General features: G+C 71.2%; 15 protein-coding genes and 1 rRNA gene. 8 read left to right on the top strand and 8 right to left on the bottom strand.

The features are described 5' to 3' along the window. From JNW89_RS01230 to JNW89_RS01220, 3 genes are all read right to left on the bottom strand, one after another. Positions 1–225: ribosomal RNA gene (locus JNW89_RS01230) — 16S ribosomal RNA — on the bottom strand; the annotation flags it as partial. A 1,043-nt stretch (positions 226–1,268) separates the two neighbouring features. Beyond that, positions 1,269–1,520 carry an SCO4848 family membrane protein gene (locus JNW89_RS01225; RefSeq protein ID WP_238447277.1) on the bottom strand — a complete coding sequence of 84 codons (252 nt, stop codon included), beginning with the start codon at positions 1,518–1,520 and terminating at the stop codon, positions 1,269–1,271. Positions 1,521–1,656: 136 nt separating this feature from the next. After that, positions 1,657–2,121 carry a hypothetical protein gene (locus tag JNW89_RS01220; RefSeq protein WP_238447276.1) on the bottom strand — a complete coding sequence of 155 codons (465 nt, stop codon included), beginning with the start codon at positions 2,119–2,121 and terminating at the stop codon, positions 1,657–1,659. 284 nt (positions 2,122–2,405) lie between these two features. Between JNW89_RS01220 and JNW89_RS01215 the strand changes: the two genes are divergently transcribed. The 6 genes from JNW89_RS01215 to JNW89_RS01190 all read left to right on the top strand — a co-directional run bounded on the left by JNW89_RS01215 (position 2,406) and on the right by JNW89_RS01190 (position 8,030). After that, positions 2,406–2,843 (top strand): PRC-barrel domain-containing protein, encoded by a 438-nt coding sequence (locus JNW89_RS01215; RefSeq protein WP_238447275.1) that lies wholly within the window; start codon positions 2,406–2,408, stop codon positions 2,841–2,843. Positions 2,844–2,892: 49 nt separating this feature from the next. Beyond that, positions 2,893–3,060: a hypothetical protein gene (locus JNW89_RS01210; protein WP_170285391.1), complete on the top strand. Its 168-nt coding sequence runs from the start codon at positions 2,893–2,895 to the stop codon at positions 3,058–3,060. Between the two features lie 93 nt (positions 3,061–3,153). Next, positions 3,154–4,209, top strand: a complete 1,056-nt coding sequence (gene trpS / locus JNW89_RS01205; RefSeq protein WP_238447274.1) for a tryptophan--tRNA ligase — start codon at positions 3,154–3,156, stop codon at positions 4,207–4,209. 289 nt (positions 4,210–4,498) lie between these two features. After that, positions 4,499–6,217 carry an arginine--tRNA ligase gene (argS, locus tag JNW89_RS01200; protein ID WP_238447273.1) on the top strand — a complete coding sequence of 573 codons (1,719 nt, stop codon included), beginning with the start codon at positions 4,499–4,501 and terminating at the stop codon, positions 6,215–6,217. A 470-nt stretch (positions 6,218–6,687) separates the two neighbouring features. Continuing rightward, the gene (locus tag JNW89_RS01195) at positions 6,688–7,332 is read left to right on the top strand and encodes a hypothetical protein (RefSeq protein ID WP_238447272.1); all 645 of its coding nucleotides are present in this window, start codon (positions 6,688–6,690) and stop codon (positions 7,330–7,332) included. A 266-nt stretch (positions 7,333–7,598) separates the two neighbouring features. Next, positions 7,599–8,030, top strand: a complete 432-nt coding sequence (locus JNW89_RS01190; protein ID WP_238447271.1) for a protealysin inhibitor emfourin — start codon at positions 7,599–7,601, stop codon at positions 8,028–8,030. A gap of 55 nt (positions 8,031–8,085) precedes the next feature. Here the strand turns inward: JNW89_RS01190 and JNW89_RS01185 are convergent, their stop codons facing one another. Together JNW89_RS01185 and JNW89_RS01180 are read right to left on the bottom strand one after the other, a co-directional pair. Next, positions 8,086–8,931, bottom strand: a complete 846-nt coding sequence (locus JNW89_RS01185) for an alpha/beta fold hydrolase (protein ID WP_238447270.1) — start codon at positions 8,929–8,931, stop codon at positions 8,086–8,088. Positions 8,932–9,040: 109 nt separating this feature from the next. Further along, positions 9,041–9,667, bottom strand: a complete 627-nt coding sequence (locus JNW89_RS01180) for a hypothetical protein (RefSeq protein ID WP_238447269.1) — start codon at positions 9,665–9,667, stop codon at positions 9,041–9,043. A gap of 122 nt (positions 9,668–9,789) precedes the next feature. On the opposite strand from JNW89_RS01180, the gene JNW89_RS37475 reads away from it, so the two are divergent. Together JNW89_RS37475 and JNW89_RS01170 are read left to right on the top strand one after the other, a co-directional pair. Further along, on the top strand, positions 9,790–11,289 hold the full coding sequence (locus JNW89_RS37475; protein WP_238447268.1) for a GGDEF domain-containing protein: 1,500 nt from the start codon (positions 9,790–9,792) through the stop codon (positions 11,287–11,289). A gap of 608 nt (positions 11,290–11,897) precedes the next feature. Then, positions 11,898–12,896: a hypothetical protein gene (locus tag JNW89_RS01170; RefSeq protein WP_238447267.1), complete on the top strand. Its 999-nt coding sequence runs from the start codon at positions 11,898–11,900 to the stop codon at positions 12,894–12,896. A 94-nt stretch (positions 12,897–12,990) separates the two neighbouring features. On the opposite strand, the gene JNW89_RS01165 is transcribed toward JNW89_RS01170, so the two are convergent. The 3 genes from JNW89_RS01165 to JNW89_RS01155 form a co-directional block, all read right to left on the bottom strand. After that, positions 12,991–13,419 (bottom strand): GNAT family N-acetyltransferase, encoded by a 429-nt coding sequence (locus JNW89_RS01165; RefSeq protein ID WP_238447266.1) that lies wholly within the window; start codon positions 13,417–13,419, stop codon positions 12,991–12,993. A gap of 127 nt (positions 13,420–13,546) precedes the next feature. Next, on the bottom strand, positions 13,547–14,128 hold the full coding sequence (locus JNW89_RS01160) for a TetR/AcrR family transcriptional regulator (RefSeq protein ID WP_238447265.1): 582 nt from the start codon (positions 14,126–14,128) through the stop codon (positions 13,547–13,549). A gap of 53 nt (positions 14,129–14,181) precedes the next feature. Further along, a complete protein-coding gene (locus JNW89_RS01155) occupies positions 14,182–14,814 on the bottom strand; it encodes a hypothetical protein (protein ID WP_238447264.1) in 633 nt (210 codons plus the stop codon). Positions 14,815–14,889 lie beyond the last annotated feature (75 nt).

The raw sequence follows: 14,889 nt of genomic DNA, 5'->3' as shown, positions 1-14,889 counted from the left end.
GCCCATCCCAGGCCGAAAAACTTTCCACCAAGCCTCATGCGAGGCCCAGGTCATATTCGGTATTAGCCCCCGTTTCCGAGGGTTATCCCAAAGCCTAGGGCAGGTTGCTCACGTGTTACTCACCCGTTCGCCGCTCGAGTACCCCGAAGGGCCTTTCCGCTCGACTTGCATGTGTTAAGCACGCCGCCAGCGTTCGTCCTGAGCCAGGATCAAACTCTCCAACAAAAACTTTGTCGAAAAACTGTCCTGACAACAAAAGTGTTGCCAAAGGAATCCCAACCAGCCAGACACAAAGCCTGACCAGTCCGGGGTATAAATCATAATTGGCACTGGCTTTACAAGCACCCTGTTGAGTTCTCAAAGAACAACCACACACCGCCCGGAAACCCCCCGAAGAGGACCCCCGACCCGGGGCTATTCACTCTTGTCGCGACCGGCGCTTTCCGCGCCGGGCACTTTTACTACGTTACCTCACCGTCTTCCCCGTGTCAACCGGCGTGTCCCGGTCTGCCACGCTTCGTACGGGTTGGCGCCGACGACCGCGCGCAGCGGTTGCCCGCAGCGCTTGATCATCGGATTTGGCAGGCCGGCCGCTGCGGTCTCCCGCAAGCTCGCCCGGTGCCCTGCCGGTCGACAACCTTACCCGGTCGGTTCCGCCTCGCCAAATCCGCCTCGCAGCGTCTTCGGGGCACCGCCCGGTCCAGGCTCCGAGGAGTACAACCCTCAGAACCCGAAGCCCGTTCCCGCGCTCCGGCCTCCAGGTCTTTCGCCCTGTTTCGTCCGTTCCGCGCTGGCAGAGAGAAAGTTACGCGTCTGCGGGTTTGATCGTCAAATCCGGGGGTAGCGTCCCCCGTCACATCATCTTCCCCTGACTATCCCCGCAGGTCAGGCGCTTCGCGCCGGCCCGCTGGAGGTCGAGGTCCCGCCGACGGGGGTAGCAACGCACGGAGTCGCCGGGGGATTCCGGGGCGCCGTTGAAGGCATGACACCACGGGTGATCGAGCGACCGGCCGGGCGCGACGTCGCTCCAGCTCGGCATGGTCCGGCGCGGCGAGGTCCCCGCGCTGAGCCGGCCAGGCACCTGAGTTCACGGCCGATGGCCTGCCGCTCCCCATACAGGGAGAGGCCGGTCGTTCCACACCGCGGGCCAGGGAAGAGGAACCGGTGGCACCACGGGGCTGGGGAAGTGACTGTGGTCCGGGGCTGGATTGGAGCTCGGAAGGTCCCTCGCCGTCGCCCGGAGCTGACGGGCCGGGAAGCGGCGTCAATCAGGCGGACCGCCGGCGGGCGGCGAGCCAGCCGCGTACGCCGAGCACGCCGACGGTGGTGCCGATCGCCAGCGACGTCGCGATCAGCAGGGCGTGCACCCAGAGGAAGCCGGTCGGTGTGCCGTCGCCGACCGTGCCGGTCGACCAGGCGCGCGGGTCGTTCCAGATGGCGACCGCGAACCGGGGCCAGATCACCCAGCTCCACACCCCGACCGCCATCAGGAACACCGACCAGCCGCGGGAGAGCACCATGGCTGGCCAGTATGCCAGCGGGCGACGCCCGGCCGACCGGTACCCGCAGCTCAGTGGTCCGCCCACCGGGTGCGGCGGAGCGGCCGCTCGGTCCCCGGGGCCCTCGACGGGCGCGGACCCCGGGGACCGGGAGCGGTCAGAAGCAGGTGCCGATGCCGCCGATCGCCGGGTTCGCCCGGTCGTGGTAGTGCACGGTGCCGTCCGGGTCGGCCATCAGGCCGCCCCAGATGATGCAACCACCGCGGACGTACGCCCGGGTGGGGCCGGCCGCGTACAGCCGGTTGCCGTCGTCGGTCTGGGTGGGCAGGTACTGGGCGGCGAGGTAGACCTGGGTACGGGTCAGCATGCCGACGTACGCCGCCTTCACCGTCACCGTGCAGCCGTACCCGGTCATCGGGTTGTAGAGCAGGTGCACGGTGCCGAGCCGGGTGCCGGTCGTCTGGTTGCGGATGGGGTCCTGGTCGATCTGGGTGTAGCCGAAACCGCAGAGCGACTGCGCGGTGTACGGGTTGACCGCCGCCTGCGCCGACGCCCCGCCGGCGCCGACGAGACCCACCGCCAGGGCCGTCACGATTCCGATACGCCGAATGGTGCGAAACATCTGCGTCCCCTTTCTCGGTGCTGCCGGATGCAGGACCAGAATCGTCGGCAGCACCCGCCGGACGAATGTGCCAAGTGGACACTGCCCCACCCCGCCGGGTGTGCGTGGAAACGATCACAGCACCGGTGAGCAGCGGCCGGACGGTGGGAGAAATAGACGCCCACCGAATATGACGTACTTCGCACCGCGCGCATTCGCGTGGACGAAGAATTGCCGTACCGTTTCCCGCGCGCGCGGGCGGGGCACTTCGGAGGTGGACGACGACGAATCGGAGGTGTCCGCAGATGCAGCCGTTCAACCCGTGGACCTGGCGCGATCCGGCGGCGCTCGCCGGCGGGTACGACCGGGCGGACCCGGGCGAGGAGCCCCGGCGGCGGACCGCGCACGACGGGCCGGACGCTCCCGGTCCGGGGACCCCGGTGGACCTGGTGGGCTACCGGGTGGAGGCCACCGACGGCCGGATCGGCGCGATCGACGAGGCCAGCGACGACGCCGACGCCCGCTACCTGGTGGTGGACACCGGGCCGTGGATCTTCGGCCGCAAGGTGCTGCTGCCGGTGGGCACCATCGCCCGGGTCGACCACTTGGAGCGGGTGGTGCACGTCGACCGCACCCGGGAGCAGGTCAAGGAGTCGCCGGCCTTCGACCCGGACGCGTTCGGCGAGCCGGACTACCGGCGCCGGGTGGGCAGCTACTACGAGGAGAGCTACCGCAGGGGCTGACCCGATCGGCCGGGCCCACGATCCGCGTCGGTGCGGTTACCGTGGACACATGGTCCGGCCGGTCATCCTCGCGCCGGAGGCCGTCGACGGCCTCCCGCGTGACCTCCTGCCGTCCTTTCCGAGCGGCCCCGGCGACGGCCGGGAGCGGATCCTCGACGTGCTTCGTGCCGGTGGTTTGCGGTTCCGCGCCGGCGCGCGATGGCGGTTCGTGCTCTGACGAGCCGACCCCACCGACCCTCAGGCGACCACGCCCCGGGTCGATCGCGCGCGTGCGCGTCCCGTCAATCCTCCGCACGAAAGGCCCATCACCATGTCCGTTGCACGGATGCTCACCGGGGACCGCCCGACCGGGCGGCTGCACCTCGGTCACTACGTCGGCAGCATCGCCAACCGGGTGGCGCTGCACCAGCGGTACGAGAGCTACTTCATCATCGCCGACCTGCACATGCTGACCACCCGCCACCGCCGCGAGGACATCGCCCAGGTGTCCCGCAACGCCCGGGAGATGGTCACCGACGTCCTGGCGTGCGGGGTCGACCCGGCCCGGGCGACGTTCTACCTCCAGTCCGCCATCCCCGAGGTCGGTGACCTGAACACGCTGTTCCAGAACCTGGTGACCGTGCCGCGCCTGGAACGGGTGCCGTCGGTGCGGGAGATGGCCCGGGACGCCGGCCGCGCGGAGATCCCGTACGGCCTGCTCGGCTATCCCGTCCTCCAGGCGGCGGACATCCTCTGCGTGAAGGCGCAGGTGGTGCCGGTCGGCAAGGACAACGCGGCGCACGTCGAGGTGACCCGCGAGATCGCCCGCCGCTTCAACCACCTGTACGGCGAGGTCTTCCCGGTGCCCGAGATGATCGCCTCCGACACGCCCACCCTGGTCGGCACCGACGGCCAGGGAAAGATGAGCAAGAGCAGGGGAAACGCCATCGCGATCGCCGACGACGCGGCGACCGTGCGCCGCAAGGTGATGGCCATGTACACCGACCCGAACCGGGTCCGCGCCGACGTGCCGGGCACCGTCGAGGGCAACCCGGTCTTCGCGTACCACGACGTGTTCAACCCGGACCGCGCGGCGGTGGCGGAGCTCAAGGCCCGCTACCGGGCCGGCCGGGTCGGCGACGTCGAGGTCAAGGAGGCCCTGGCGGCGGCGCTGAACCGGTTCCTCGACCCGATCCGGGAGCGTCGCGCCCGGATCGAGGCCGACGCTGGCCTGGTCGACCAGCTGATCGTGGACGGCACCGAGCGGACCCGTGAGCAGGTCCGCCGGACCGTGGTCGAGGTCCGCCGGGCGATGGGTCTGACCGGGGCGTACCAGCAGGTGCGGCGCCGGGCCGAGCGCGCCCGCAAGGCCGCCGCCACTGCCTGACCGGCGACGGTACGGCCACCGGGCCGCCGGGGAACGCGGTGTACGCGTCGCCGGCCGGCCCGCTAGGCTCTCCGACATGACCAGCGCGCCTGCCCACACCACCGGACCGTCCTGTGACGTCCAGGTCGGTGCGGAGCGACGCCGGCGATCCGTCGCCCGCCCGCGCTGACCTTTTCCCTGCGACCGGCGGATCGAGCCGCCGGTCATCGCCGATCGTCCTCGGTCCGCCCGCATCCTCCCGTGTCCAGATCCGCGTGACCGCGCGGATCCGAGCGAGATCGGCGTACCCATGGATCTTGAAAGGCTGCTCACCGACCGGCTGGCGCCGGCGTTCGCGACCGTGGCCGGCGGCCCGGTCGACCCCCTGGTGCGGCGCTCCCCGCGCGCGGACTTCCAGTCCGACGCGGCGCTGGCGCTGGCCCGGCGGCTCGGACGCCCGCCGCGCGACATCGCCGCGGCGGTGCTGGACCACGCGGAGCTGGACGACGTCTGCGCAGCCGCGGAGGTCTCCGGGCCGGGCTTCCTCAACCTGACGGTGGCCGACCGGACGCTGGCCGCGCTGGTCTCCGGGCTGGCCGGCGACGGCCGGCTCGGCGTGCCGGTGGCGCCCGCGCCGGAGACCGTGGTGGTCGACTACTCGGCGCCGAACGTGGCCAAGGAGATGCACGTGGGGCACCTGCGCTCCACGGTCATCGGCGACGCCGCGGTCCGGCTGCTCGACTGGCTCGGGCACCGGGTGGTGCGGGTCAACCACCTGGGGGACTGGGGCACCCCGTTCGGGATGCTGATCGAGCACCTCGTCGACCTCGGGGAGGCCGAGGCGACGCAGGAGCTCTCGATGGGCGACCTCGACTCGTTCTACAAGGCGGCCCGGGTGAAGTTCGACGCCGACGAGGCGTTCCGGGAGCGGTCGCGGCAGCGGGTGGTCGCGTTGCAGGGCGGCGACGAGCGGACGCTGCGGCTGTGGCGGCTGCTGGTGGAGCAGTCCGAGCGGTACTTCCTGACCGTGTACGAGCTGCTCGACGTGACGCTGACCCGGGACGACTTTCGGGGCGAGAGTGCCTACAACGACCGGCTGGGCGGGGTCGTCGACGAGCTGGACCAACTCGGGCTGCTGCGCGCCAGCGACGGCGCGGACTGCGTCTTTCCGCCCGGGTTCACCGGCCGGGACGGCGAGCCGTTGCCGCTGATCGTGCGCAAGGGCGACGGCGGTTACGGCTACCCGGCCACCGACCTGGCGGCGCTGCGGCACCGGACCGACGACCTCGGCGCGACCCGGCTGCTCTACGTCGTCGGCCTGCCGCAGCGGCAGCACTTCGCGATGGTCTTCGCCGTCGCCGAGGCCGCCGGGTGGCTACGCCCGCCGACCCGGGCCGTGCACCTCGGCTTCGGCTCGATCCTCGGCTCCGACGGGCGGATGCTGCGCAGCCGGGCCGGCGGCTCGGTGAAGCTGGTCGGGCTGCTGGAGGAGGCGGTCGCCCGGGCCACCGAGCTGGCCCGGGCCAAGAACCCCGAGCTGGACGCCGAGGCCGCCGCCGAGATCGGCCGGGCCGTCGGCATCGGCGCGATCAAGTACGCCGACCTGGCCACCGACCGGGCCCGCGACTACGTGCTGGACTGGGAGCGGATGCTCTCCCTGGACGGCAACACCGCCCCCTACCTCCAGTACGCGTACTCGCGGATCCGGTCGGTGTTCCGGCGGGCCGGGACGGACGCGCGGCCGGACGCGGAGATCCTGCTCACCGAACCGGCGGAGCGGGCGCTGGCGTTCGAGCTGCTCGGCTTCGCGGGGGTGGTCGCCGAGGTGGAGCGGACCCTGGAGTTCCACCACCTGGCCGGCTACCTGCACCGGCTGGCCAGCACGTTCAGCGCCTTCTACGAGCGCTGCCCGGTGCTGCGGGCCTCCGGCGAGCTGCGGGAGAGCCGGCTGGTGCTGGCCGACCTCACCGCCCGGACGTTGCGGCAGGGGCTGCACCTGCTCGGCATCCGGACCGTCGAGCGGATGTGACGCGGTATCGCGCGGGCGCGTGGTCACGGCCGGGTCTGCCATGATCCGGCCGTGACGCAGCGATGGGCGACGCTGGCGGAAATCGGCGCGGCGCGGGACCGGTTCGAAGGTGAGCTGCGCTGGCGCCGGCCGGTGCTGCACGGCATCGGCTTTCCGTCGGTGGACCTGGCATATCCGCGCTCCCCGGAGGACATCTGCTTCCTGCGGGTCAACGGCGCGGGGAACGTGCTGCCCGCCGCCGTCCTGGCCACCGTCGTCGGCTGGCACGGCGGCACGGGCTCGGTCCGGGTGAGCCAGGAGCAGCTCGGCCGGGCGATCGCCCTGCTGGCGCCGGCCGAGGCGTGCACCGACGTGCCGCACCCCAACCTGGCGGTCTGGCGCGCGGTGTACGGCTGGTCGTGGGGTGACGACGGCGAGGACCTGGTGGCGGTCTTCGACGCCGACCCGGACGAGCGACCGACGACCCGTACGTGCGGGCGCTGCGCGAGGTGGCGGCGTCCGGGCGGCAGGAGGTGCCGAAGGGCGAGGTCCGCTTCTGGCAACAGGAAGGCGGACGGGAGCTGCGGGCCACCTGGGAGGCGCGCTGGCCCCAGCTCCCGCCGATCTTCCGTGCCCTGCCGGTGGAGCCGGAGCGCTGGGTCCGCTTCCACTCGCTGCCCGGCTCGAAGCGGTACGCCGGCACCGACGAGGAGTACTCGACCATCCTGCACTGGCATGACACGGTGCTGGCCGAGCTGGGCGCCACCGACCTGGTGGTGATCACCGTGGAGGTGCTGGGCACCCCGACCCCCGGCCGCCGGCAGCCGGTCCTCGCCGAGCTGCTGCCCGACGCGGAGTGCTGGTCGGTCTTCTCCTGGCCGGATCTGGAGCCCGAGCTCTGCTTCGGCCACGCGTACGCCAGCCGGGTCGACCGGCGGCCGGGACGCCTCGACGACCTGCTGCGCCGGGTCGCCGACGACGAGGTCGCCCACGTGATCATCGCGCCGCCGGACCTGAGCTGGCTCTACGCGCCGTACGACGGCGGGGCGGACGTGCTGCTGCCCACCCGGGAGGGCCGGGACGAGCTGCGGGACCGGCACCCGGACTGGCTCTCGGCCCACCCGTCCGGGCGGTGACCGGGCGGGCACCCTAACCGGCGGAAAAAGCCGGGAAATGAATTCTTTAAATGGGCTGAAACAATCGCAACAAATTGCACCGATCGCACCGTCCTCTTGGGACTTACGGCCCATGGATCTGTTGTCGCGCCGGTGCTAGAAATGTCGCGACAAGGAACGGGCGAGCGAGCCTGCCGACAACAATCGGCGGCCCGGTCCGGGCGTCGCGACCGCTGACTTCCGGATCCGCCGCGTTCCACCATTCCCACGAGGAAAGGGGTTCAGCCATGTCTGCCATGCTGCGCGCCATCGGCCGGATCATCACGGCGTTCGCGCTGCTCACCGGGGTCGGAGCCGGCACGCTCGCGGCCGCCGCACCGGCCCGGGCCGCCGCCTGGAACGACGCCTACCAGGTGACCGTCGCCCGCACCGGCGGATTCGCCGGGGTCAACGAGCAGTACGCCGTTTCCACCGGCACGGTGCACATCTACACCGCCGATCTGCTGGCCACGGCCAGCACCCGGGAATTCCGTCGCCTCTCGCCGGCGTACCCGGCGGGCCCGGGTGCCGACCGGTTCCACTACACCGTCACCGTGACCTACCGCAACGGAGTCACGAAGACGGTGTCCACCGAGGACGGCGCGCCGGCGCCCGAGGTGTTGTGGCAGGTCATCGACATGACGATGCAGATCAGCCGGGACCTCGCGCCGGTGAGCTGATCCCCTGCGGCGCGCCGGCCGGTCCGTGGCACACGGACGGCCGCGCGTCACCCGCTCATCGGTCGGCCGACAGGAAACCCTCCACCGACGACGCGAAGGCGGCCGGGTCGTCGACCCAGGGAAAGTGCCCCGCCCTCGGCTGCACCTGCACCTCGGCCCGGGCGAACAGGCGGGCCAACTCCCGCACCGCCGTGACCGTCGGCCAGATGTCGTACTCCCCGGCCACCAGCAGGGTCGGCGCCGGCAGGGTGGCCAGCCGAGCGGGCAGCGCCGGGTCCGGGGTGAAGCCGGCGTAGAAGCCGTCGGTGGCGGGCGCAAAGAACTGGGCCGGCTCGGCGGACGCCTGCGCCCGGGCCGCCGCGTCCCACCGGCCGTACAGCAGGGGGGCGGCTAGCCAGCGGTAGCGCTGCTGCTCCTCTTCGGTGGTGGCGTCGGCGTGCAGCGCGGCCACCGCCTCGGCGTACCAGGGTTCATGCGCCCGCTTGGCGAGGACGTCGGCCACGGCGAGGTCCGACTGGATGTCCACCACCCGCAGTGACGGCGCCACCAGGACGAGATGGTCCAGTCGCTGCGGGTGCCGGTCCGCGTAGAGCAGGCAGATGCCGCCGCTGGCGGAATGCCCGAGCAGGTCCATCCGGTCGAGCGCCAGGTGGCGGCGCAGCGCCTCGACGTCGTCCACCAGCCGGTCGACGCGGTAGCTCGCCGGATCGGCGGGCACCTCCGACGCGCCCGTCCCCCGGTTGTCGAGCAGGATCAACGTCCTGGTCGCGCTCACGCCACCCAACTCGGCCAGGTATTCGACCGCCTGGCCGGGCCCGCCGGGGACGCAGACCAGCGGTGGACCGGAGCCCACGCGCCGGTAGGCCAGTTCCGTGCCGTCTGAGGATCGAAAGCGCTGCATGGCGGCCCATCCTGCCACCGACGGCTCGACGGCTCCCCCGTGATGGGCATCGGCGCTCGACCTGCCGGACGCGGGTCGCAGGTCGATTCCCGTGCGTCCCGGGCCGGGCCTAACGGCTCGGAGTCGCCTTCACGCCCGGGCTTCCCCCGTCACCCGGGCCGGTCAGCACGGCACCGACGATCCCGACCACCGTGGCGAGCAGGATCGCCCCGACGGCGATCGCCACGGCCGCGAGCATCCCCCGGGGTCCCCGTCCGGTGGAAGCGAGCGGGTGACGGGTGCGGACGGCCGGCGCCCCTCGTCGCGCACGGCCTGCTCCGGCCGGGCTCGGCCCGGCGTCCGGTGCCGGCGTCCAGGTCGGCGCCGGGGTGAGCGGGTGCGCAACGGGCGGCGGCTCGTCGTACGGCTCGGGAGCGGGCGACGGTACCGGTTCCTCGGAGTACCGGTCGGGAACGTCGACGAACCGGCGGACCAGCGAGGCGCCCCGGAAGTCGTGCTCGGCGGCGCAGTGCAGGCAGACGTAGTCGGTCGTCGACCGGCCACAGCGCGGACACAGGCCGGCGGGGTTCAGGGCGTCGTGCCGGTCGGGCAGCGCGTCCCACCCGGGGCGGCTGTCATCGGTGGAACCCGTCACGTCGTCCTCACCGTACGGGCCGGGAGCGGCCGGCGCATCGACGGCGATCCGCTCGCACCGTCCGTCCCGCGCACCGTATCCCGCCGGGTGCGGGGCCGCCATCCGTCTATCCCGCTGGCCGGGACGGTCGGGGTGGGACGGTTCAGTTCGGCGACGGGTGGGCTCGCGTCGGGGTAGCGATTCCGGTGGTTGGCGGCCGTCGATCTCCGCCTTACCGTGTTGCCGTGAGCGTGTTCGACGGGGTCGACTGGGAAGCGCGCCCGATGGGCCGGTATCGCGGCCTGCACTCGGTGCCGGGCGGTCTCGGCCTCAGCCTCGGCTACCTGACGCTCTGCCTGACCGGCATCGCGGTCTATCCGTACCTGTCCGACGCGCAGCGGATGGTCGACTACCTCGTCCTGTCGTTCGCGACGGTCCCCGCGGTGGTGGTCGGGCTGAACCGGACACCCGCCGACAGCCGCAAGGCCATGTGGTTCCTGCTCGCCGCGCTGGTCAGCTTCAACGCCGGCAACGTGGCCTGGTACTGGTACGTCTTCGCGATGGGGCTGCCGAGCGGCGACGGCACGATCGCCGCGATCTTCGCGGCGCTGGCCCAGGTCTTCATGTTCTGCGGGGCGATCACGATCGTCGCGCGGCGCGGTCGTGACGACGTCGGCGGGTTGATCGACAGCACCATCGTGGCGATGGCGGTCGGCGGTGTGATCTGGAGTTTCCTCCTGCTGCCGCAGCTGCGGGAGGTCGCCGCCGCGCAGGTGTCGCAGATCGCGACGTGCGTGACGGTCTTCATGCTGACCGGCGTCTTCGGCTGCCTGACCCGGCTGCTGCTCACGGCCAGGGAGTTCATTTCGGCGCTGTGGTTCCTGGTCGCGGCGATGGGCTTCTCGCTGGCCGGGGTGATCACCGTCGCGCTGGTGGTCGTACCGGGAGCCGGTTCTCGACCGGCGTACACGGACATGATCTACCTCGCCGGCTACACGGCGGTGGGGTTGTGCGGGCTCGCCCGGTCGGTGGTACGCCTGCTCCAGCCCGGTCCGGGGCCGAAGGACGACCTGAGCAAGGGGCGGCTGGTCTTCCTCGGGCTCGCGCTGTGCGCCATGCCGGCCGTGGGCGGGGCCAGTGAGCTGTCCGGCCGGGACGTCGACACGGCCCTGCTGGCCGTCAGTACGGCCGCGGTGACCCCGCTGGTCATGCTCCGGATCTGGGGCGTGTGGTCGGAGCGGGTGCGGGTCCTCCGGTACCAGGCGAGCTTCGACCCCGTCACCAACCTGCCGAACCGTCACGAGTTCGCCAGCCGGTTGGACACCGCGCTCGCGGGCGGTCGGCCGGTGGTCGTGCTCTTCTGTGATCTCGACGGGTTCAAGACCGTGAACGACCGGTACGGCCACCCCGGCGGTGATCAACTACTGATCCAGGTGGCCGAGCGGCTGGGCCGTTGCCTGCGCCCGGGCGACACGGTGAGCCGATTCGGCGGCGACGAGTTCGTCGTCCTCCGCGTCGACATGGAGCGCTACGACGCGACCGAACTGTGCCTACGCATCGAGACGGCCTTCCGCGAGCCGTTCGCGGTCGACGGTGAACCGGTCGTGATCGGAGCGAGCATCGGCATGGTCTGCAACGACCGCGCCGAGAACGGTGAGCAGTTGATCCAGCGGGCGGACGCCGCGATGTACACGGCCAAGCAGGAGCGCCAACAGGTTCCCGGCGTACGGACCAGCGTGGCGTAACACGGTTGGTGCGCTTTGCTGAATGTCACCGGCACTGGGCTTTCGGTAACTGCGGCGACGGCAGGAATTGGTGGTTGTCGGCAGGCTCGAGGTGCCCGGCCTCCGCTCCGCAATAACGGCGGGCCATCGCTTATCCGCGGCATCCACTATGCTCCGACAGGTCGCACCGGCGGCTGCGGGGAATTGACCCGCGCGATTCATGGCCGGCCCGACAATCACACAACCGGAAGTCACCGCGTAACCTCGGAACGTTCGGAGGCCTCAACGATGGCCGCCCAAGGACGCGACGATCCGTCGCGATCATCGCGCTCGCGCTCTCACTCGCCGGTGTCGTTTCGATACCGGCCCCCGCCTCGGCCGCGTTCAGCGAGCCCCTTTCCATATCGCCGGCGGGGTACGACTCCTACGATCAGCAACAGACCTATGACCGGCAGGGCGACGCGCTCTTCGTCTGGGTACGGGAATCCCACGACTATCCGCACCCGCGGTACGTCGAGTTCAAATCCCGCAGCTACAACGGCAGGTGGGGCGCCACGACCGTCCTGTCACCGTCCGGCCAGGCCCCGCACAGCCCGCAGGTCGCGGTCGACGACGACGGCGACGCAATCGTGGCGTGGCGCGCGTTCAACGGCGTCGACAACAGCATCTACGCCCGGCGAATTTCCAAGAGTGGCACGCTCGGACCGCTCATCACGGTGTCGGCGGGCGGGGTGCAGGCCCACGGCACCAACGTGGCCATCGACCCGGACGGCGACGCCGTGGTGACCTGGGCCGAGTGGCACGACGACGGCAGTGTCTTCCCGATGATGCGCCGGTACAGCATGAGCGGGTCCCTGTCGTCGCCGGTGGTGCTCGCGTCGACTCCGGCGTCCGCGGAAACCCCGGCGGTGGCGTACGACCGCGACGGTGACGCCGTCCTCGCCTGGGCCAACGACAACGTCGTGCAGGCCCGCACGCTCAGCGCTGATGGAACCCTCAGTGAGCTCAAGACCGTGTCCGCGCCCCTCTCGCCGATCGACCGCCACTTCGCCGCCAAGGTGACGGTGGACCGGGACGGCGACGCACTCCTGACCTGGCGCCACTGGAGCGACCAGGCCCAGAGCACGACGGTCTGGGGTCGCTGGGTGTCCCGCGACGGGACCGTCGGCAACGTCCGTCAGCTCACCCCCGCACTGCACACGGACGTGGTGAACTACTCGATCGCCGGCGACCTCGACGGCGACATGATGCTGACCTGGGACCTGTTCTCCACCGGGTACCTGTACGCCGTGACCATCAGTCCGGCGCAGACGGTGGGGCAGCCGGTGCTGCTGTCGGCCTGGGGCCGTCTGCACTCGGTCCGCCTCGACGACGACGGTGACGGCATCGTGGTCTGGCAGGGGAAGGGCCTCAACAACTCGGTCGGCAGCGTGGAGGCACGCCGCGTGACCCAGTCGGGCACCTTCGGCGCCACGGAGGTGATCGTGGGGATCGGTGTCGACCCGACGGTCGCGGTGACCCATGAGGGACGCGCCGCCGTCGCCTGGGAACGGCGGTTCCAGGTCGACCTGCAGATTCAGGTGAGCATCGACCCGTACTTCGTCACCACTCAGGGAATCCGGTCCTAGCCCGTCGGACGCTGTTGGTGGAGCTTGAGCGGATGGGGGTCCGGCCGGGACGGCCGGACCCCCATCCGCCGTTCTGGTCCGGAGATGCGTGCGGCTACCCGAGCGGCTGTCCCGACGCACCGCCCATGGGCTTGGAACACAGCACGTCGGGCATGGGCAGATACCCCAGTTTCTGCCAGAACCTGAGCGCCGCCGCGCTGTCCGGCATGACCAGGAGATTCACCCGCGGACATCCCATCGCGGTGAACCGGGCTTCGAGCTCACCGATCAACATGGTGGCGATGCCTTGCCGGCGGTGGGCAGGGTCCACGGCCAGGCGCAGGATCCAGCCGCGGCGGCCGTCGTAGGTACCCAGGACCACTCCCGCAACCGCACCGTCCAGCTCGGCGACCAGGAACAGCTGCGGGTCCCGGGTGAGCTTGGCCGTCAGTTCCCCCCGGGGCAGCACGTCCCGCCCCGCCGCGGCCCACAGCGCGGCGACATCGTCGTAGTCGCGCCAGCGGAACTCACGGATGCGGATCAACGCACGGCTCCTTTGTCACTTCGCCCCGCGGGGTGAGCTGGACGATGGTGGGTGAACCGGGTCCCCGACGCCCAGGTGCTGACTGCCGCGCCGCTGACGGCGCAGGTAGGCACCGGTCAACCGCTGGTCAGGCACCCGTCCGCGAGCCGAAGAGCAGGTCGAGGTGGGCATCCAGCGCCACCAACGCCTGCTCGGTGGTGTACTGCCCGCCGAGCAGATAGACGCCCAGCCCTTCCATCAGCGCCAGCAGGCCGGCCGCGGCGGCGACGGCGTCTCGGGACGGGAGGAGGCTGGCGATGAACCCGGTCAGCTGCTCGGTGTCCTCGCGCAGGCTGGGCGCGGCCGCCGGTCGCACCGCGGTGTAGGCGAGGAACGCCAGCGCCACCCGTCCGTCGTCGCGGGTCCGCTCGTCGAGCGGCAACAGCGCGGCGATCATCGTGCGCAGCAACAGCCGAGGGGACGGGTTCTCGCCCAGTCGCGCCATCGCTTCGGTCACCCGGATCTGGCTGCGCTCGCGGACCACGGCCAACGCGAACGCCATCATCTCGTCCTTGGTGCGGAAGTAGTGCTGGACCATCCCGGCGGACACGCCGGCCTCGGCAGCCACGTGACGGAGGCTGACGGCCTCCAAGCCCTGCTCCGCGGCGACTCGCATCAACGCGTCAGCGATGAGGGTGCGTCGCTCCTGGTGATCGACCTTCTTGGGCATGGCCTCGATCGTTTCACAGTGGGTGGCCCGGACACTCCGCCAGCGGGCGGCAGCTACCGGCTGACGGTTCCGGTCGCGGGGGTGCCGCGTGCGCTGCGCAGGAGACCGTCGGGGTCGTCGGCGTACAGCCGCAACTCGTCCATCGGCTCGGACCGGCCCTTGGGCAGGTCGAAGGCCATCGGCCGGCGCAGCAGGACGTCGATGCTCGTCTGGCTGCCGACCGAGACGTGCAGTACCCGGCGGTCCCCCTCCTGCTCGACCTGCACCGATTTGCTGGAGGGCAGCGAGCGGTAACGCTTGCGCAGGGCCGCGACGTCCGTCCACGGGATCCAGATGTCGATGCCCGAACTCAGCCGGACCCGCAGGCCCGTGTCACCGACGACGTGTGGGTGGATCTGCATGCTCGCGTAGAGGCCGGCCATCCAGAGCAGACCCCAGACGCCGAGGACGAGCACGATCCAGCGGGCCGGCCCCCAGGGCACCACGTTGGTGACGATCAAGTCGAAGATCGGAATCTCCACGGCCGACAGGCCGATGAAGATGCCGAGGATCGGCTTGACCACGCCCAGGTAGCCGAACGGCTCATCGCCCGGCGCCAGCGGCAGCGGCTTGCGCCGCGCCCACACGTACAGGCTGCGCCACATCGCGGCCTCCATCGCGGCCAACCGGCGCAGCAGCGGGCCCACCTTCGCCCCGGCCGGGCCCTCATGTCGGTCATGGTCGTCCTCGCGGTAGTGAGCTGGCGGTCAGGCGGTCAGGCG

It is taken from the genome of Micromonospora sp. 4G55 (assembly GCF_016803375.1).
The sequence above is the reverse complement of the archived record's forward strand: the minus strand, read 5'-3'. Positions and strand labels throughout refer to the sequence as shown.